The 18,108-nt window shown below is 63.8% G+C and carries 13 protein-coding genes; 8 read left to right on the forward strand and 5 right to left on the reverse strand.

From position 1 onward, the window contains the following. Window positions 1-180: 180 nt before the first annotated feature. Both metH and metF read right to left on the reverse strand, forming a co-directional pair. Window positions 181-4,032: a methionine synthase gene (gene metH, locus XH91_RS05920; RefSeq protein ID WP_128949711.1), complete on the reverse strand. Its 3,852-nt coding sequence runs from the start codon at window positions 4,030-4,032 to the stop codon at window positions 181-183. 6 nt (window positions 4,033-4,038) lie between these two features. Beyond that, a complete protein-coding gene (gene metF, locus XH91_RS05925; RefSeq protein WP_164933622.1) occupies window positions 4,039-4,959 on the reverse strand; it encodes a methylenetetrahydrofolate reductase [NAD(P)H] in 921 nt (306 codons plus the stop codon). Between the two features lie 393 nt (window positions 4,960-5,352). Between metF and XH91_RS05930 the strand changes: the two genes are divergently transcribed. Next, a complete protein-coding gene (locus tag XH91_RS05930; RefSeq protein ID WP_128949713.1) occupies window positions 5,353-6,366 on the forward strand; it encodes an LLM class flavin-dependent oxidoreductase in 1,014 nt (337 codons plus the stop codon). A gap of 125 nt (window positions 6,367-6,491) precedes the next feature. Here the strand turns inward: XH91_RS05930 and XH91_RS05935 are convergent, their stop codons facing one another. Together XH91_RS05935 and XH91_RS05940 are read right to left on the reverse strand one after the other, a co-directional pair. Beyond that, a complete protein-coding gene (locus XH91_RS05935) occupies window positions 6,492-7,352 on the reverse strand; it encodes a prephenate dehydratase (protein ID WP_128949714.1) in 861 nt (286 codons plus the stop codon). Between the two features lie 21 nt (window positions 7,353-7,373). After that, window positions 7,374-8,114: a 3-deoxy-manno-octulosonate cytidylyltransferase gene (locus XH91_RS05940; protein ID WP_128949715.1), complete on the reverse strand. Its 741-nt coding sequence runs from the start codon at window positions 8,112-8,114 to the stop codon at window positions 7,374-7,376. Window positions 8,115-8,334: 220 nt separating this feature from the next. Here XH91_RS05940 and XH91_RS05945 point away from each other — a divergent pair, with 220 nt between their 5' ends. Next, complete coding sequence (locus XH91_RS05945) at window positions 8,335-8,889, forward strand: c-type cytochrome (RefSeq protein ID WP_128949716.1); 555 nt, start codon at window positions 8,335-8,337, stop codon at window positions 8,887-8,889. A 368-nt stretch (window positions 8,890-9,257) separates the two neighbouring features. On the opposite strand, the gene XH91_RS39340 is transcribed toward XH91_RS05945, so the two are convergent. Beyond that, complete coding sequence (locus tag XH91_RS39340) at window positions 9,258-9,503, reverse strand: hypothetical protein (RefSeq protein ID WP_245477281.1); 246 nt, start codon at window positions 9,501-9,503, stop codon at window positions 9,258-9,260. Here XH91_RS39340 and XH91_RS05950 point away from each other — a divergent pair. The 6 genes from XH91_RS05950 (at window position 9,441) to XH91_RS05975 (ending at window position 18,101) form a co-directional block, all read left to right on the forward strand. Continuing rightward, entirely contained in the window at window positions 9,441-11,012 is a 1,572-nt protein-coding gene (locus XH91_RS05950; RefSeq protein ID WP_245477282.1) for an extracellular solute-binding protein, read from the forward strand. The two genes, XH91_RS39340 and XH91_RS05950, sit on opposite strands and share 63 nt — an antisense overlap. Before the next feature lie 14 nt (window positions 11,013-11,026). Continuing rightward, window positions 11,027-12,913: an extracellular solute-binding protein gene (locus XH91_RS05955; protein ID WP_128949718.1), complete on the forward strand. Its 1,887-nt coding sequence runs from the start codon at window positions 11,027-11,029 to the stop codon at window positions 12,911-12,913. A gap of 2 nt (window positions 12,914-12,915) precedes the next feature. Beyond that, complete coding sequence (locus tag XH91_RS05960; RefSeq protein ID WP_128949719.1) at window positions 12,916-14,025, forward strand: microcin C ABC transporter permease YejB; 1,110 nt, start codon at window positions 12,916-12,918, stop codon at window positions 14,023-14,025. Beyond that, window positions 14,025-15,203 carry an ABC transporter permease gene (locus XH91_RS05965; protein WP_128949720.1) on the forward strand — a complete coding sequence of 393 codons (1,179 nt, stop codon included), beginning with the start codon at window positions 14,025-14,027 and terminating at the stop codon, window positions 15,201-15,203. Before XH91_RS05960 ends, XH91_RS05965 begins: the two co-directional genes overlap by 1 nt. A 7-nt stretch (window positions 15,204-15,210) precedes the next feature. Beyond that, window positions 15,211-16,848 (forward strand): ABC transporter ATP-binding protein, encoded by a 1,638-nt coding sequence (locus XH91_RS05970; RefSeq protein WP_164933621.1) that lies wholly within the window; start codon window positions 15,211-15,213, stop codon window positions 16,846-16,848. A gap of 260 nt (window positions 16,849-17,108) precedes the next feature. Further along, on the forward strand, window positions 17,109-18,101 hold the full coding sequence (locus XH91_RS05975; RefSeq protein WP_128949721.1) for a phosphatase PAP2 family protein: 993 nt from the start codon (window positions 17,109-17,111) through the stop codon (window positions 18,099-18,101). Window positions 18,102-18,108: the final 7 nt, after the last annotated feature.

The raw sequence follows: 18,108 nt of genomic DNA on the forward strand, positions 1-18,108 counted from the left end.
AGCTGTGCTTAACACGCCAAGTGGAGCGTCCTGGCCGGGCGCAACACCCAATCCTGCCCTTATACAGGTGTTTTGCCCGACGGCACAAGCAATTTTCGGTAAGACCGAAGTCATCCCGGGCCGTTCAACCCCGTCCCTACTGTGCATGGGGTTGTTTTCGCGTTTCGCGTTCGAGGGCGCCTATCCCGCGCCCGCGCGCTTCTTCTGCCAGACCAGATGCACCGCGCAGGTGCAGCCGGGCGGATGCGAGGCGAGGTCGTTCGAGGCCTCGTCGTTCGCGGGTGTCGCCGCGAACGCCTTGTCGCTCGGCTGCTGCGAGGGGATGTAGTTGAGCACCGGCGCGAGCCAGCGCTCGGTCTCCGCCACCGTCATGCCCTTGCGCGCGGCGTAGTCCTCGACCTGGTCGCGCTCGATCTTGCCGACGCCGAAATAATAGCTCTCGGGACTGGCGAAATAGAGCCCGGACACGCTACTGCCCGGCCACATCGCAAAGCTTTCGGTCAGCCTCACGCCGGCCGTGTTCTCGGCATCGAGCAGTTCGAACAGCGTCGCCTTCTCGGTGTGATCGGGCTGCGCGGGATAGCCGGGCGCGGGGCGGATGCCCTGGTACTTCTCCAGGATCAGGTCCTCGCTGGAGAGCGCCTCGTCGGGCGCATAGGCCCAGAACTCGCGGCGCACGCGGGCATGCATGCGCTCGGCGAAGGCTTCGGCGAGGCGGTCGGCCAGCGCCTTGCACAGGATCGAGGAGTAGTCGTCATTCGCCATCTTGAAGCGATCTGCGACCGCGTCCTCGCCGATCCCGGCGGTGACGACGAAGCCGCCGACATAATCGGGCACGCCCGCGGGCGCGACGAAGTCAGACAGCGCCGCGTTGAACCGGCCCTCGCGCTTCTCGAGTTGCTGGCGCAGCGTGTGCAGCGTCGCGATGCTCTTGGTCCTGGTATCGTCGGTATAGAGCACGATGTCGTCGCCTTGCGCATTCGCCGGCCAGAAGCCGATGGTGGCGCGGGCCCGGAACCATTTCTCCTTGACGATGGTATCCAGCATCTTGCGCGCATCGTCATAGAGCGAGCGCGCGACCTCGCCGACCTTCTCGTCCTTGAGGATCGCGGGGAAGCGGCCGGCGAGCTCCCAGGTCTGGAAGAACGGCGTCCAGTCGATATAGGGCACGAGCTCGGCGAGATCGTAGTCGTCAAAACTCCTGGTGCCGAGGAAGGTCGGCTTCACCGGCTTGCTCTTGGCGAAATCGATCGTAACGGCGTTCTTGCGGGCGTCAGCCAACTTCAAGCGCTTCTTGTCCGCCTGCGCGCGGAGATGCGCCTCCGAGATCTTTGCGTATTCGGCACGCACCTCGGCCGCATAGGCCTCGCGCTTCTCGGGGCTCAGCAGCGAGGAGGCGACACCGACCGCGCGGCTGGCGTCGTTGACGTGCACGACCGGACCTGCCTGATAGCTCGGGTCGATCTTGACGGCGGTATGCACGCGGCTCGTCGTCGCGCCGCCGATCAAGAGCGGCAGCTTGAGGCCTTCGCGCTGCAATTCGCCGGCGAAGAACGCCATCTCGTCGAGCGAGGGCGTGATCAGGCCTGAGAGACCGACGATGTCCGCCTTCTCCGCCTTCACGGTCTCGACGATCTTGGCCGCCGGCACCATCACGCCGAGATCGATGACCTCGTAATTGTTGCACTGGAGCACGATGCCGACGATGTTCTTGCCGATGTCGTGGACGTCGCCCTTGACGGTGGCGAGCACGATCTTGCCGGCCGACGACGAGCCCTCGGTGCCGATGCCGCTGGCGAGGTTGCGCGCCTTCTCCTCCTCCATGAACGGCATCAGCCAGGCCACCGCCTGCTTCATGACGCGCGCCGACTTCACCACCTGCGGCAAAAACATCTTGCCGTCGCCGAACAGGTCGCCGACCACGTTCATGCCGGCCATCAGCGGGCCCTCGATCACGTCGAGCGGCCGCGAGGAATTCTTGCGGGCTTCCTCGGTGTCCTGCTCGATGAACTCGGTGATGCCATGCACCAGCGAATGCGACAGCCGCTTCTCCACCGGCCATTCGCGCCAGGCGAGATCGGCTTCCTTGGCTTCGGTCTTCTTGCCGCGGAATTTCTCGGCGAGCGCCAGCAAGCGCTCGGAGGCGCCAGGATCGCGGTTGAGGACGACGTCCTCGCACACTTGCCGCAATTCCGGATCGATGTCGTCATAGACGATCATCTGACCGGCATTGACGATGCCCATGTCCATGCCGGCCTTGATGGCGTGATACAGGAACACCGAGTGCATCGCCTCGCGCACCGGCTCGTTGCCGCGGAACGAGAACGACAGGTTGGACACGCCGCCCGAGATATGCGCGCCGGGCAGGTTCCGCCGGATCCAGCGCGTCGCCTCGATGAAGTCGACGCCGTAATTGTTGTGCTCCTCGATGCCGGTCGCGATCGCGAAGATGTTCGGATCGAAGATGATGTCCTCGGGCGCGAAGCCGACGCGGCCCACAAGGATGTCGTAGGCGCGCTTGCAGATCTCGGTCTTGCGCGCGAACGTGTCGGCCTGGCCGACCTCGTCGAACGCCATCACGACCACAGCCGCACCATGACGGCGGGCAATCTTCGCCTCGTGGATGAATTTTTCTTCGCCTTCCTTCATCGAGATCGAATTGACGACCGGCTTGCCTTGCACGCATTTCAGGCCGGCTTCGATCACCGAGAATTTTGACGAATCGACCATCACGGGCACGCGGGCGATATCGGGCTCGGCGGCGACGAGGTTGAGGAAGGTCACCATCGCGGCTTCCGAATCCAGAAGCCCCTCGTCCATGTTGACGTCGATGATCTGCGCCCCGTTCTCGACCTGGTCGCGAGCGACCTGCAGCGCGGCGGTGTAGTCGCCTGATGTGATCAGCTTGCGGAAGCGGGCCGAGCCGGTGACGTTGGTGCGCTCGCCGACGTTCACGAACGGAATCGCGTCCGTCAGCACGAACGGCTCGAGGCCGGAGAGGCGCAGCTTGGATGCGATCTCAGGCACGATGCGCGGCTTGTGCGGGGCGACCGCGGCAGCGATCGCCGCGATATGATCAGGTGTGGTGCCGCAGCAGCCGCCGACGATGTTGACGAGGCCGTCGCGCGCGAACTCGCCGACCAGGCGGGCCATGTACTCCGGCGTCTCGTCATACTGGCCGAATTCGTTGGGCAGGCCGGCGTTCGGATAGGCGCAGACCAGCGTGTCGGCGACGCGGCCGATATCGGCGATATGCGCGCGCAGGTCTTCGGCGCCGAGCGCGCAGTTGAAGCCGATGGTGACGGGTTTTGCGTGCCGCACCGAGTTCCAGAACGCTTCCGGCATCTGGCCGGAGAGCAGGCGGCCGGACTTGTCGGTGATGGTGCCCGACACCATCACCGGCATGTCGATGCCGAGCTCCTCGGTGATCTCGGCGATGGCATAGAGCGCCGCCTTGGCGTTCAGCGTGTCGAAGATGGTCTCGACCAGCAGCAGGTCGACGCCTCCGTCGATCAGGCCGCGGATCTGCTCGCCATAGGACTTGCGTAAGTCATCGAAGGTGACGGCGCGGTAGCCGGGATTGGCAACGTCAGGCGAGATCGAGGCGGTGCGGTTGGTCGGGCCGATGGCGCCGGCGACGAAGCGCGGCTTGCCGTCTTCGGCGGCGACGCGGCGGGCGGCATTGCCGGCGAGGCGGGCGCCATCGCGCGCCATCTCGTAGACGATGTCGGCGAGGTCGTAATCGGCCTGCGCGATCGAGGTGGTCGAGAACGTATTGGTCGCGACGATGTCGGCTCCGGCGCGCAAATAGGCCGCGTGGATGTCCTCGATCGCCTGCGGCTGGGTCAGGATCAACAGGTCGTTGTTGCCGCGCAGGTCGCGATGAAAGGTCTTGAAGCGCTCGCCGCGGAAGGCGGCCTCGTCGAACTGCAGGTTCTGGATCATCGTGCCCATGGCGCCGTCGAGCACGAGGATGCGCTCGCGCGCGGCATTGATGAGGGCGGTTCGCTTGGGCGAGGGGGATACGGTCATGATGCTTTACGCCGCCTTCTGCGCGCTCTTGGCGCGGATGCCGAGCAAATGGCTGATCGCGAACACGAGATCGGCGCGGTTCATGGTGTAGAAGTGGAAGGTGTCGACGCCGTGCTTGGCCAGCTTCTGCACCTGGCCGGCGGCAACGGTGGCGGCCACCAGCTTGCGGGTCTCGGCGTCTTCGTCGAGGCCTTCGAATTTCGCGGCGAACCAGTCCGGCACCGTGGTGCCGGCGCGGGTGACGAAATTGCGCGCCTGCTTGAAATTGTGCATGGGCATGATGCCCGGCACGATCGGGATGTTGATACCCCGCGCACGGACGCGGTCGAGATAGCGGAAGTAGAGATCGTTATCGAAGAAGACTTGCGTGATCGCGCGCGTCGCGCCGGCGTCCACCTTGGCCTTCAGCGTATCGATGTCGGCGTCGAAGTCGCGCGCTTCAGGGTGCTTCTCGGGATAGGCGGACACCGACACTTCGATATCGGCATGCCGCTTCTTGATCCCGGCGACGAGGTCCGCAGAACTCTGGTAGCCGTCGGGATGGCTGGCGTAGGGGGTGCCGATGCCGCCGGCGGGATCACCGCGCAAGGCCACGATGTGGCGGACGCCGACCTCGTGGTAGCGATCGACGATCTCGTCGATCTCACCGCGCGAGGCGCCGACGCAGGTCAGGTGCGCGGCCGGCAGCAGCGCGGTCTCCTTGAGGATGCGGGAAATGGTCGAGTGGGTGCGCTCGCGGGTCGAGCCGCCGGCACCATAGGTCACCGAGACGAATTTCGGGTCGAGCGGGGCCAGCCGATTGATGGTCTCCCAGAGATTCCGCTCCATATCTTCCGTCTTGGGCGGAAAGAACTCGAACGAGATCGCAGGCCGTTTCAGGTGCCCGTCTTGCCCGTTGGCTGCCGCAGGCGTCGTCGTCTCGGTCATGGCACCACTCACTCCAGGGCTCGCCAAAGCTTGGCGGCCAGCGGTCTATCTCGGGAGGGCCTAAGATAGGGCAAAGGCGGGTTATTCGACAGCCCATCGGCGATGGGAAGTGGCCCACTTCGAGCAATATTGTTGTAAATATTGCAGTGCGGAGGAGTTGGGTGGGAAGCGCACCAATACGGGGTATTATTCAGATATAACATATAGATATATCTTTAGCTTGGCCTCGAAAGCTCTTCGTTTCGAGGGTGGGCAGGATGAATTTGGCATTACATCCGGTTGCACCCTCCCAACTCATGGCCTTGCCATACGGCCCGGCTCGCGGCCGACACACGCCAGATCTGCGCAGCACACCCATTGTCGCGGCGCGGCCCTCCATTACGTTAGCGCGCCATGGTCCCGCTCTCAGTCCTCGATCTCTCCGTCGTCACCACAGGCACAAAGCCGGCCGCCGCGCTGCGCAACAGCATCGACCTGGCGCGCCATGTCGACGGGCTTGGCTATGTCCGCTATTGGCTCGCCGAGCATCACAATCTCGCCTCGGTGGCCAGTCCCGCGCCCGACGTGATGATCGGGCAGATCGCGGCGGTAACCAAGCACATCCGCGTCGGCTCCGGCGGCGTGATGCTGCCCAATCATGCGCCGCTGGTGGTGGCCGAGCGCTTCAAGATGCTGGAGGCGCTGTTTCCGGGCCGCATCGATCTCGGCCTCGGCCGCGCACCCGGCACGGATGGCGCCACGGCCTATGCGCTGCGCAGCCGGCTAGATCGCCGCGAGGGCGACGATTTCCTGGAGCGGCTGCACGAATTGATTCTGTGGGAGACCCGCGAATTCCCCGCAGGCCATCCCTATCACAACGTCGTCGCGATGCCCGACGACAGCCCGCTGCCGCCGATCTGGCTGCTCGGCTCGAGCGACTATTCCTCGGAGCTTGCAGCCCAAGTCGGGATGGGCTTCGCCTTCGCCCATCACTTTGCGTCCCACGATGCGATCGACGCGATGGTGCACTATCGCAACCGATTCCAGCCTTCGGCCTGGCGTACGACCCCGCACGCGATCCTCGCGGTCGCGGTCATCATGGCGGACACGGATGAGGAGGCCGAAAGGCTCGCCACCTCCTTCGATCTCAATCGCCTGCGTCGCGACCGCGGCCAATATCTGCCGCTGCCGAGCGTCGAGGAGGCTCTGGCCTATCCCTATTCGGATTCCGAGCGCGTCTCGATTGCGCGCAACCGCTCGCGCCTGTTCGTCGGCAATCCTGTGACGGTGCAGAAGAAGCTGCAGCCGTTGATGGATGCGAGCAGGCCGGACGAACTGATGGTGATCACGGCCGTCTACGACCACGAGGCGCGGAAGCGATCGTATTCGCTGCTGGCGGAGGCGTTTGGGCTGAAGAGCGCGGCCTAGGCAACTCTCGTGCCCCGGACGCAGCGCGGCGTGAAACGATGCGCTGCTGAGCCGGGGCCCACCGCACATCTCTGTGCCGTGGCCTCTGGATCCCGGCTCGCGCTTTGCGCGTCCGGGACACGAGATCAATCCTGCTGCGTCTCGCTGAAGGTCGCGCGGAACGGGTGGCCCGGATACACGCCGACGATGCGGAATTCGCGCGAGAAAAACTTCAGCTCCTCGATCGCGAACGCCAGACCCTTGTCTTCAGGATGGCCGTCGACATCGGCGTAAAACTGCGTGGCGAAGAAATTGCCATCGACCATGTAGCTTTCGAGCTTGGTCATGTTGACGCCGTTGGTGGCAAAGCCGCCGAGTGCCTTGTAGAGCGCGGCGGGCAGGTTGCGCACGCGGAAGACAAAAGTGGTGACCAGCGGGCCCGACCCTTGCGGGGCCCATTTCGGCTCGCGCGCCAGGACCACGAAGCGCGTGGTGTTGTGGGCCTCATCCTCGATGTCCTCGGCGAGGATATCGAGGCCGTAGATCTGGGCGGCGAGGCGCGAGGCGATCGCGGCGACGGTCTTGTCCTTGCGCTCGGAGATGTCGCGGGCGCTGCCGGCGGTGTCGGCGTGCACGATCCCCTTGATGCCGAGCTTGCGGATGATGCGGCGGCACTGGCCGAGCGCATGCACGTGGCTCTCGACCGACTTGATGTCCTCGAGCCTGGTGCCCTTGATCGCCATCAGCTGGTGGCGAACCGGCAAGAACCATTCTCCGATGATGAAGAGGCCGGAAGCCGGCAGCAGGTGATGGATGTCGGCGACGCGCCCGGCCACCGAGTTCTCGATCGGGATCATGCCGAGGTCGGCCTCGCCCGAGGAGATCGCCGACAACGCGTCCTCGAAGGTGGCGCACGGCATCGGCTCGGCGTCGGGATAGGCCTCGACGATGGCGATGTGGGAATTGGCGCCAGGTTCGCCCTGGAATGCGATCTTCATCTTGCTCATGACGGGCCTTGTAGCAGCGGCTCAGGATTTGGAAAGGATGCTGCGCGCGGTCTCGAGGTCCGCCGCCGTGTCGACCCCACGGGGCACCGTGTCGACGATGGTGAAATCGATCCGCATTCCGGCTTCCAGGGCTCGGAGCTGCTCGAGCTTCTCCTGCAACTCAAGCGGCGAGGGCGGCAGTGAAACATAGCGCTCAAGCGCGGCGCGACGATAGGCGTAGAGGCCGATATGGTGGTAGCGTGGTCCGTCGCCGGTCGGCGCGGTCGCGCGGGTGAAATAAAGTGCGCGCATGCGCTTACCTCCGAGCGAGGTTCCAATCGCCTTCACGACGCTGGGGGCGAGGTCCTCCTCCTCGGTGTGGATCTGCGAGGCCAGTGTGGCGATGTCCACGGCGGGGTCCTCCAGCGGAGGCAGCACGTCACGGATATTGTCGGTCGTGATTGTCGGGAAATCGCCCTGGAGATTGACGACGATCTCGGCCTGCCCACCCGGGTCGAGCTTCTGCATGGCCTCGTGGATGCGGTCCGAGCCCGAGGGGTGGCTTGGGCTGGTCATCACAGCGACACCGCCATGCGCCGTCACGGCGTCAGCGATCTCCTGCGTGTCGGTTGCGACCGCGACTCGGCCGACCGCCGCCTCTTGTGCCCGACGTAGCACGTGGATGATCATCGGCAGGCCCACGATGTCCTTCAGGGGCTTGCCGGGCAGGCGGGTCGAAGCCATGCGGGCCGGGATCAGCACCAGGATGCGGGGATCAGTCATCGTTCGAGAGCCTTGAAAACGGGACGTTTTCCGCACCGGGAAATGGGGTGGGGACGGGCTGGAAGCCGGGTCGCTTATACGGGTTGCCAGAGCACGGGCAAACCGATATCTGAATGGCAAAACTCGGGGAAACAATCAGGAACGTTTTGATTCTCCCGAGGCTCGTCCTGGCGGCCGCCCGGCCGCTAATTCCTTCTTGCGGTGTGGGGCCTGGCCGGAAATGGACTCTTTCGAACTCAATAAGATTCTCGGTGCGGTGCTCGGCACCTGTCTCATTCTGCTGGTGACGAGCTTCACCGCCCAGGCGCTGTTCTCGCCCAAGATGCCGGAAAAGCCGGGCTTCGAGATCGCCGTGAAGGAAGAAGCCGGCGACAAGGGCGGCGCGCCCGCCGCGGCCGCTCCTTCCGAGCCGATCGAAAAGCTGCTCCAGACCGCGTCCGTCGAGAAGGGCGCCTCCGCGGCCAAGAAGTGCGGCGCTTGCCATACCTTCGAGAAGGGCGGCCCGAACCGGGTCGGTCCGAACCTCTACGGCATCGTCGACGACCATCGCGGCGAAGGCCGCAACGGCTTCAACTTCTCGGCCGCGATGAAGGCCAAGGGCGGCACCTGGACCATCGACGACCTCAACAAGTTCATTGCCAATCCGAAGGGCTTCATTCCCGGCACCGCGATGGGCTTTGCAGGTATCCCGAAGGACTCGGAGCGTGCCGACGTCATCGCCTACCTCAACAGCCTCTCCGACAGCCCGAAGCCGCTTCCGACCGCGGCGAAATAAGGCCTCCCGGCATCGATCTTGGCAATGCGGCCAGGCTGAAAAGCCTGGCCGTTTCCGTGTCCGGGCCTCGCGGGGGCGTTATCGGGGCGTTTCGCCGCAGCGAACCGCCGTCCCCGGCTTCCAAGATGAGGAAAAAGCAACGTATTCGGTCGAAACCTCGCCTATATTGAGCACTTAAAGGGGTGACCCTCCTTCAAGACAGGGATGTTGATTTGGCCATTACCCGACGCGATCTGTTGCTCACCGGCACCGCTTCCGCCGCGCTCCCTGCCCTCGGTTCCCTGCTGGGCGTCCCCGTCATCGGCGCTGTCGAGGCACAATCCGCAAGCGAGCCGGCTTCGAATGCGCTTCCTTGGCGCCATGCGTTGTCACTGTTCGGCGACATCAAATACCCAGCCGACTTCAAGCGCTTCGACTATGTCAATCCGGATGCGCCCAAGGGCGGCGTCGCGCGCCTGATCTCGCTCGGCACTTTCGACAATTTCAATCTCGCGGTTGCCGGCATCAAGGGCTCGCTCGCGCCGGCCGCGGCGCTGATCTACGAAACCCTGATGACCCGCGCGCAGGACGAGGTCGCCACCGAGTACGGCGAGCTCGCCGAATCCGCGCAGCATCCGGATGATTTCTCCTGGGTGACCTATCGCCTGCGCAAAGAGGCGCGCTGGCATGATGGCAAGCCGGTGACGCCGGAGGACGTGATCTTCTCGCTGGAATCGCTGAAGAAGCTGAGCCCGATGTATGCCTCCTACTACCGCCATGTGACGAAGGTGGAGAAGAGTGGCGAGCGCGACGTCAAGTTCACCTTCGATGCGCCCGGCAATCGCGAGCTGCCCACCATCGTCGGCGAGCTGACGGTGCTGCCGAAGCATTGGTGGGAAGGCACCGATGCGCAGGGGCGCAAGCGCGATATCAGCGCGACCACGCTGGAGCCGCCTCTCGGCTCGGGTCCCTACAAGATCAAGGAGTTTGTGCCCGGGCGTTCGATCAAGCTCGAGCGTGTCAAGGATTATTGGGGCGCCAACGTCCCGAGCCAGATCGGTACCAATAATTTCGACGAGCTGCGTTTCGAGTTCTTCCGCGACAACGTCGTCGCGCTGGAAGCGTTCAAGGCCGACCAAGCTGACTGGATCGCGGAAAACTCGGCCAAGCAATGGGCGACCGCCTACGACTTTCCGGCCGTGGCCGAGAAGCGCGTGGTCAAGGAGGAGTTTCCGATCAACGATTCCGGCCGCATGCAGGCCTTTGCGATCAACAACAGGCGAGACCAGTTCAAGGACGCCCGGGTTCGGCGGGCCTTCAACTACGCTTTTGATTTTGAGGAGATGAACAAGCAGCTCTTCTTCGGGCAATACAAGCGCATCGATAGTTACTTCTACGGCACAGAGCTCGCGTCCTCTGGCTTACCTCAGGGCGAAGAGTTGCAACTCCTTGAGTCTCTAAGGGATAAGGTACCTCCCGAGGTCTTTACCACGGCCTATCAGAATCCTGTCGGCGGCAATTCGGATGCCGTGCGCGCCAATCTACGCGAGGCTGCAAAGCTCCTGAAGGAAGCCGGTCTCGAGATACGCGATCACAAGCTGGTCGATTCCTCAGGTAAGCCGCTCACTGTCGAGATATTGGTGCAGTACCCCCCTGACGAACGAATCGCTCTCTTCTACAAGCCCTCCCTGGAGCGGATGGGCGTTACCGCGTCTGTCCGCATGGTTGATGATGCCCAGTATCAGAACCGGCTTCGCAGTTTCGACTTCGACATGATCATCTACAGCCAAGGCGAATCGTTATCTCCGGGTAACGAGCAGCGTGAATTTTGGGGGTCGCAGACGGCAGACATTCCCGGGTCGAGTAATCTCATCGGCATCAAGAATCCAGCTATCGATGCGCTGATAGAGAAGGTGATCTTTGCAAAAGATCGCTCGGCTCTCGTCGCTGCTACGCACGCGCTGGACCGCGTGCTGCTGTGGAATTTTTACGTTGTGCCCCAATTTTCTTACCCGTTCTCGCGCTACGCCCGTTGGGACCGCTTCAGCCATGCCGAGCCGTTACCGAAATACGGTCGGTCCGGCCTGCCGACGCTGTGGTGGTACGACGCTGACAAGGCGGCGCGCATCGGAAAACGCTCTTGAGGAAGCAATTGCGCATGGCGCAGCTTTCACGCCGGCATGTGCTGGTCCTCGGTGTCGGCGGCGCGCTCGGCGCTGCCGCACTTCGTGGCGCAGCGGCGTCCGAGGGCCCTCCTGAAGCGCACGGCATCTCGGCCTTCGGCGATCTCAAATATGCCGCCGACTTCCACCATTTCGACTACGTCAATCCCGACGCGCCGAAGGGCGGCGCGTTCTCGCTGATCCCGTCGGTACGCGGCTACAATCAGTCCTATTTCACCTTCAACTCGCTCAACGCCTTCGTGCTGAAGGGCGAGGGCGCACAGGGCATGGATCTGACCTTCGCCACGCTGATGGCGCATGCCGGTGACGAGCCTGATGCCATGTATGGCTATGCCGCGAAATCGGTGCAGATATCTCCCGACAAGCTCGCCTATCGCTACACGATGCGGCCCGAGGCGAAGTTTCATGACGGCACGAAGCTGACCGCACACGACGTTGCATTCTCGATCAACGTCCTGAAGGACAAGGGTCATCCGCTGATCCAGATCCAGATGCGCGACGTCAAGGGCGCCGAGGCCATCGACGACGCCACCGTCATCGTGACCTTCGCCGCAAAGCGCGCGCGCGACGTGCCGCTTTACGTGGCGAGCCTGCCGATCTTCTCGAAGGCCTATTACGCGAGCCGGACCTTCGACGAGACCACGACCGACACGCCGCTCGGCTCGGGCGCCTACAAGGTCGGCAAGTTCGAGATCAATCGCTTCATCGAGTTCGAACGCGTCAGGGATTGGTGGGCCGCCGAGCTGCCGGTCTGCCGCGGCAGCAACAATTTCGACGTGATCCGCTACGAATTCTACCGCGACCGCGACGTCGCCTTCGAGGGCTTCACCGGCAAGAACTATCTCTATCGCGAGGAGTTCACCTCCCGCATCTGGGCGACGCGTTACGACTTCCCGGCGATCAAGGACGGCCGGGTCAAGCGCGAGGAGGTGCCGGATCAGACCCCTTCGGGCGGGCAGGGCTGGTTCCTCAACACCCGGCGCGACAAGTTCAAGAACCCCAAAGTGCGCGAAGCGTTGAACTTCGCGTTCGACTTCGAGTGGACCAACAAGACCATCATGTACGGCGCCTATGCGCGCGCGCGCTCGCCGTTCCAGAATTCGGATCTCGTCGCCGAGGGGCTGCCGTCGCCGGAGGAATTGAAGCTGCTCGAGCCTTTCCGGGGCCAGGTGCCGGACGAAGTTTTCGGTGAGCCGTTCGTGCCGCCGGTGTCCGACGGTTCGGGCCAGGATCGCGCGTTGCTGCGCAAGGCGCAGCAATTGCTCCAGGAGGCGCAGCTTCCGGTCAAGGACGGCAGGCGGCTGTTGCCGAGCGGCGAGGTCTTCAGCATCGAGTTCCTGACCGACGAGGCCTCGTTCCAGCCGCACCACGCCTCGTTCCTGAAGAACCTGAACATGCTCGGCATCGACGCGAACCTGCGCCTCATCGATGCCGTCCAGTATCGCGCCCGCGTCGAATCCTTCGATTTCGACGTGGCCATCAACCGCATCACCATGTCGGCCACGCCAGGCGACAGCCTGCGGACCTACTTCACCTCGCAAGCGGCAGCGACGAAGGGGTCCTACAATCTGGCCGGTGCATCCAGCCCAGCGCTCGACGCGCTGGTCGAGAAGGCGATGGCCGCCGAAACGCGCCAGGATCTGACAATTGCCTGCCGTGCGATCGATCGTGTTTTCCGCGCCGGCCGCTATTGGGTGCCGCAATGGTACAATACCAGCCACCGGCTGGCGTATTGGGACGAGTTCAGCCATCCCGCGAACCTGCCGCGTTACGCGCTCAACGACTATACGAGTGGCGTAGGGGAGCGGACCCTGTGGTGGTACGACGCCGCCAAGGCCGCCAAGCTCGAGCAGGCGAAATAATCATGAGCGCCTATCTCGCCCGCCGCATTCTGCTGATGATTCCGACCTTGCTCGGAATCCTCTTCGTGTCCTTTGTGGTCGTGCAGTTCGCGCCGGGCGGGCCGGTCGAGCGCGTGATCGCGCAACTGTCGGGCGCCGACACCGGCGGCTCTTCGCGCATCTCGGGCGGCGGCGATTTCGCGCAGCGCGCGCCGGGTCAGTTAGGGGCCGGTGGCGATGCCATCAACTCCAAATATCGCGGCGCGCAGGGGCTCGACCCCGATTTCATCAAGAAGCTCGAAGTGCAATTCGGCTTCGACAAGCCGGCGCCGGAGCGTTTCGCGCTGATGGTCTGGAACTTCGCCCGCTTCGATTTCGGCAAGAGCTACTTCCGCGACGTCAGCGTGATCCAGCTGATCAAGGAAAAGCTGCCGGTCTCGATCTCGCTCGGCATCTGGCTGACGCTGATCACCTATCTGATCTCGATTCCCTTGGGCATCCGCAAGGCGGTCAAGGACGGCACCCGCTTCGACACCTGGACCTCCGCGGTGATCATCATAGGCTTTGCGATTCCGGGTTTCCTGTTCGCGATTCTGCTGATCATCCTGTTCGCCGGCGGCTCGTTCTTCAACCTGTTCCCGCTGCGTGGCCTGACCTCGGACGGCTGGTCGCAATTTCCCTGGTACTGGAAGATCATCGACTATTTCTGGCACCTCACTTTGCCGCTGATCTCGATGGGGCTCAGCGCCTTCGCGACCATGACGCTGCTGACCAAGAACTCGTTCCTCGACGAGATCCGCAAGCAATATGTCATGACCGCGCGGGCCAAGGGCTGCAGCGAGAACCAGGTGCTCTATGGCCACATTTTCCGCAACGCGATGCTGATCGTGATCGCGGGCTTCCCGGGCGCCTTCATCCACGCCTTCTTCTCCGGCTCGCTCCTGATCGAGACCATCTTCTCGCTGGACGGGCTCGGGTTGCTCAGTTTCGAGAGCGTGCTCAACCGCGACTATCCCGTCGTGTTCGGCACGCTCTACATCTTTTCGCTGGTCGGTCTCGTGGTCAACCTGATCTCCGATCTGACCTATATGTGGATCGATCCGCGGATCGACTTTGAGGCGAGGGAGGTCTGATGGCCCTGACCGCCCCGACCCCGATCGAGACGTCGGCCAAGACGCCGCTGGGCGCGGCCGTGCCGATCACGCGCAAGCCGTTCGCGCCGTCGCCGCTGAACAAACGGCGCTGGACAAACTTCAAGGCGAACCGGCGCGGCTACTGGTCGTTCTGGATCTTCATGGTCCTGTTCGTGGTGTCGCTGTTCGCCGAGCTGATCGCCAACGACCGGCCGTTCCTGATCAAATATGACGGCCATCTCTATTGGCCCGCCTTCATCACCTATTCGGAGACGACGTTTGGTGGCGACTTCGAGACCGCGGCGGACTACCGCGATCCGTATCTGCAGAAGCTGATCAAGGACAAGGGCGGCAGCATCGTCTGGCCGCTGATCCGTTATTCCTACGACACCCACAATCTCGATCTGCCGACGCCGGCGCCGTCGCCGCCGACCTGGATGCTGACGGAAGCGCAGTGCAAGCCGGTGGTCGAGAAGAAAGGCCTGAAGAGCTGCCGCGACCTCGAATACAACTGGCTCGGCACCGACGATCAGGGCCGCGACGTGGTGGCGCGGCTGATCTACGGCTTCCGCATCTCGGTGCTGTTCGGTCTCTGCCTCACCATCGTGTCCTCGATCGTCGGCGTCGCCGCCGGCGGCATCCAGGGCTATTTCGGCGGCTGGATCGACCTCACCTTCCAGCGCTTCATCGAGATCTGGACCGCGATCCCTTCGCTCTATCTGCTGCTGATCCTGTCCTCGGTGCTGGTGCCCGGCTTCTTCGTGCTGCTCGGCATCCTCTTGCTGTTCTCGTGGGTGTCGCTGGTTGGCCTCGTGCGTGCGGAGTTCCTGCGCGGACGCAATTTCGAATATATCCAGGCGGCGCGTGCGCTCGGCGTGTCGAACGGGGTGATCATGTTCCGGCACCTGCTGCCGAACGCGATGGTCGCGACCATGACGTTCCTGCCCTTCATCGTCTCCTCTTCGGTGATGACGCTGACGGCGCTGGATTTCCTCGGCTTCGGCCTGCCGCCCGGCTCGCCCTCGCTCGGCGAGTTGCTGTCGCAGGGCAAATCCAACGTGCAGGCGCCGTGGCTCGGCTTCACCGGCTTCTTCTCGGTCGCGATCATGCTGTCGCTGCTGATCTTCATCGGCGAGGCCGTGCGCGACGCCTTCGATCCGCGCAAGACGTTCAAGTGAGGGCGTGATGGACGCGATCAACCAGCCCCTGCTTGCCGTTCGCGACCTCTCGGTGGCCTTCCACCAGGGCGGCAACACGACGCTCGCCGTCGACAAGGTCTCGTTCCAGATCAAGCGCGGCGAATGCGTCGCGCTGGTCGGCGAGTCCGGCTCCGGAAAATCGGTCAGCGCGCTGTCGATCCTCAAGCTGCTGCCTTATCCCAGCGCCTCGCATCCCTCGGGCAGCATCCGCTTCAAGGGCCAGGAGCTGATCGATCGGTCGGAGCGAGAGATGCGGGAGATCCGCGGCAGCGACATCTCCATCATCTTCCAGGAGCCGATGACCTCGCTCAATCCGCTGCACACGATCGAGGCGCAGATCGGCGAGATCATCCAGCTGCATAACCCGACCAGCAACGCCCAGGCGCGCAAGCGGACGCTGGAGTTGCTGATGCAGGTCGGCATTCCCGAGCCCGAGACGCGGCTCAAGAGCTATCCGCACCAGCTCTCCGGCGGCCAGCGCCAGCGCGTGATGATCGCGATGGCGCTCGCCAACGAGCCGGACCTCTTGATCGCGGACGAGCCGACCACGGCGCTCGACGTCACGGTGCAGGCGCAGATCCTGGCGCTGCTCGCCGAAATTCGTTCGCGGCTCGGCATGAGCCTGCTCTTCATCACCCACGACCTCGGCATCGTCCGCCGCATCGCCGACACCGTCTGCGTCATGAAGGGCGGCGTGATCGTCGAGCAGGGACCGGTCGAGCAGGTCTTCACGACGGCGAAACATCCCTATACGCGCGATCTGCTGGCCGCCGAGCCGAAGCCGGACCCGGCGCCGCCGCAGCCGAATGCGCCGGTGGTGATGTCGGCCGACGATCTGAAGGTGTGGTTTCCGATCAAGCGCGGCCTGATGCGCAAGACCGTCGGCCACATCAAGGCGGTCGACGGCGTCAGCGTCGCCGTGCGCAAGGGCGAGACGCTCGGCGTCGTCGGCGAGTCCGGCTCGGGCAAGACCACGCTGGGCCTCGCGCTGCTGCGCCTGATCTCCTCGAACGGGCGCATCGTCTTCTTGGGCAAGGACATCCAGGGCCTGCGCTTCAAGGAGATGCGTCCCTTCCGGCGCGACATGCAGATCGTGTTCCAGGATCCGTTCGGCTCGCTCTCACCGCGCATGTCGGTCGCCGACATCATCGCCGAAGGCCTCTCGGTGCATCAGCCGAAGCTGTCGTACGAGGAGCGCGAGGCCCGCGTGGTCAAGGCGCTCGAGGATGTCGGGCTGAACGCGGATACCCGCTACCGCTATCCGCACGAATTCTCCGGCGGCCAGCGCCAGCGCATCAGCGTGGCCCGCGCGGTCGTGCTCGAGCCCGACTTCGTCGTGCTGGACGAGCCGACCAGCGCGCTCGACATGCTGTTCCAGGCGCAGATGGTCGATCTGCTGCGCGAGCTCCAGCGCAAGCGCGATCTCACCTACATGTTCATCTCGCACGATCTGCGCGTCGTCGCCTCGCTCGCCAGCCATCTCATCGTGATGCGCGGCGGCAAGGTGGTCGAGGAAGGCCAGGCCGCCGAGCTGTTCAAGAACCCGAAGACGGACTACACGCGCGCGCTGTTTGCGGCGGCGTTCCGGCTCGAGACCGCGGGCAACGGCTCGGTCGCGACGTAGACTCTCCGCCGCTCCCGAATCCGGCGAGCCGGCAACGTCCGGAAACAAATTTTTCACCAAGAATGGCGATGGCACCAATCATCAGGTGCAACCGGATCGTGTGACGGCTAAACTTCCGGGAGAACTGCACCGAAGTTACACGTGCGCTGGAATGGGAATTGGAATGTTCAGGCGCCCCCTTTTGCGAGAGCAGATTGTGCTGTCAGGAGGAGCTGCGCTTGGCCGGTCACGCGGAACGACGGATTGCGAGCAGGCTGCAAATGGTCAACTGGAGCCTGGTGGCCGGATCTGCGCTGGCGCTCTGCATCGGGCTTGCGGCAACGACCTTCACGCTGGAAGGCTTGATGACGACGGAGGTCCTGGCAGCGCCGGCGCTGACGGTTGCCGGGTTGTGGCTCATGCGGCGGAGCTGGGGCGAGCGGCCGGCGTTCACCATGCTCGCGTTTGCGCAGATGGGCTGTTTCGTCATCTTCGCGGCGCCGCTGTCGTATATCGGCCTGGGCGCCGGGATGCCGCTGCAGGATACGAGATTTGCCGAGCTTGACCGATTGCTCGGCCTGGATTGGCCTGCCTATTTCCATTTTGCGATGGCCCGTCCGGAACTCCTGGTCTACGCCAAGCTGTTTTACGCAATGATCCTCGTGCCGGCGTTCGGCGTCCCCGTCGTCCTCGGGCTGACGGGGCAATATATCCGTCTGCAGCAGTTCGTGATGGCGTCAACATTGGCGCTGTGCGTGGTGATCGTCGTCTCCTCCCTGCTTCCGGCGATCGGGACCTATTTCCAGTACGGACTTCCCTCCGACACCGAGCTCTTCAAGGCGAACGGATATGGCGGCCAGGCGCGCGACATACCGATGCTGCGCGATGGCACGTTGCGAACTCTCGACCTGGGGAAGCTCGGCGGCATCCTCACCTTCCCGAGCTTTCACGCCGCCACGGCCCTTCTCAGCATCTGGAGCCTGTGGAGCATCTGGTGGCTGCGTCCCGCCATGCTGATGCTGAACGCGGGAATGCTGGTCGCGACCCCGCTGGTCGGGGGGCATTACTTCGTGGATGTGATCGCGGGCCTGTCGGTGGCCGCGCTGACGATCCAGGCGTCGAAAGGCCTGACGGCGGTCGTCGTTGCAAATCCGCCGGCGGTCTCGACGCAGACGAAATCGGTGGCACCAGGCCGGCTCGTCGTTTTTGCGCTTGCCGCCATGTTTGTGCGGCCGTTCCGAAAGCAAGGCGGACGCGACGCATTGTCGGTGTAGCGGGCTC

Source organism: Bradyrhizobium guangzhouense (assembly GCF_004114955.1).
GTDB lineage: Bacteria > Pseudomonadota > Alphaproteobacteria > Rhizobiales > Xanthobacteraceae > Bradyrhizobium > Bradyrhizobium guangzhouense.

Coding starts and splice junctions, on each gene's coding strand:
- metH (WP_128949711.1), bottom strand. CDS start 4,032: ATGACCGTATCCCCCTCGCCCAAGCGAACCGCCCTCATCAATGCCGCG.
- XH91_RS05950 (WP_245477282.1), top strand. CDS start 9,441: ATGACCCGCGCGCAGGACGAGGTCGCCACCGAGTACGGCGAGCTCGCC.
- XH91_RS05945 (WP_128949716.1), top strand. CDS start 8,335: ATGGACTCTTTCGAACTCAATAAGATTCTCGGTGCGGTGCTCGGCACC.
- XH91_RS05930 (WP_128949713.1), top strand. CDS start 5,353: ATGGTCCCGCTCTCAGTCCTCGATCTCTCCGTCGTCACCACAGGCACA.
- XH91_RS05970 (WP_164933621.1), top strand. CDS start 15,211: ATGGACGCGATCAACCAGCCCCTGCTTGCCGTTCGCGACCTCTCGGTG.
- XH91_RS05965 (WP_128949720.1), top strand. CDS start 14,025: ATGGCCCTGACCGCCCCGACCCCGATCGAGACGTCGGCCAAGACGCCG.
- XH91_RS05935 (WP_128949714.1), bottom strand. CDS start 7,352: ATGAGCAAGATGAAGATCGCATTCCAGGGCGAACCTGGCGCCAATTCC.
- metF (WP_164933622.1), bottom strand. CDS start 4,959: ATGACCGAGACGACGACGCCTGCGGCAGCCAACGGGCAAGACGGGCAC.
- XH91_RS05940 (WP_128949715.1), bottom strand. CDS start 8,114: ATGACTGATCCCCGCATCCTGGTGCTGATCCCGGCCCGCATGGCTTCG.
- XH91_RS05960 (WP_128949719.1), top strand. CDS start 12,916: ATGAGCGCCTATCTCGCCCGCCGCATTCTGCTGATGATTCCGACCTTG.
- XH91_RS05975 (WP_128949721.1), top strand. CDS start 17,109: ATGGTCAACTGGAGCCTGGTGGCCGGATCTGCGCTGGCGCTCTGCATC.
- XH91_RS05955 (WP_128949718.1), top strand. CDS start 11,027: ATGGCGCAGCTTTCACGCCGGCATGTGCTGGTCCTCGGTGTCGGCGGC.
- XH91_RS39340 (WP_245477281.1), bottom strand. CDS start 9,503: ATGCTGCGCGGATTCGGCGAGCTCGCCGTACTCGGTGGCGACCTCGTC.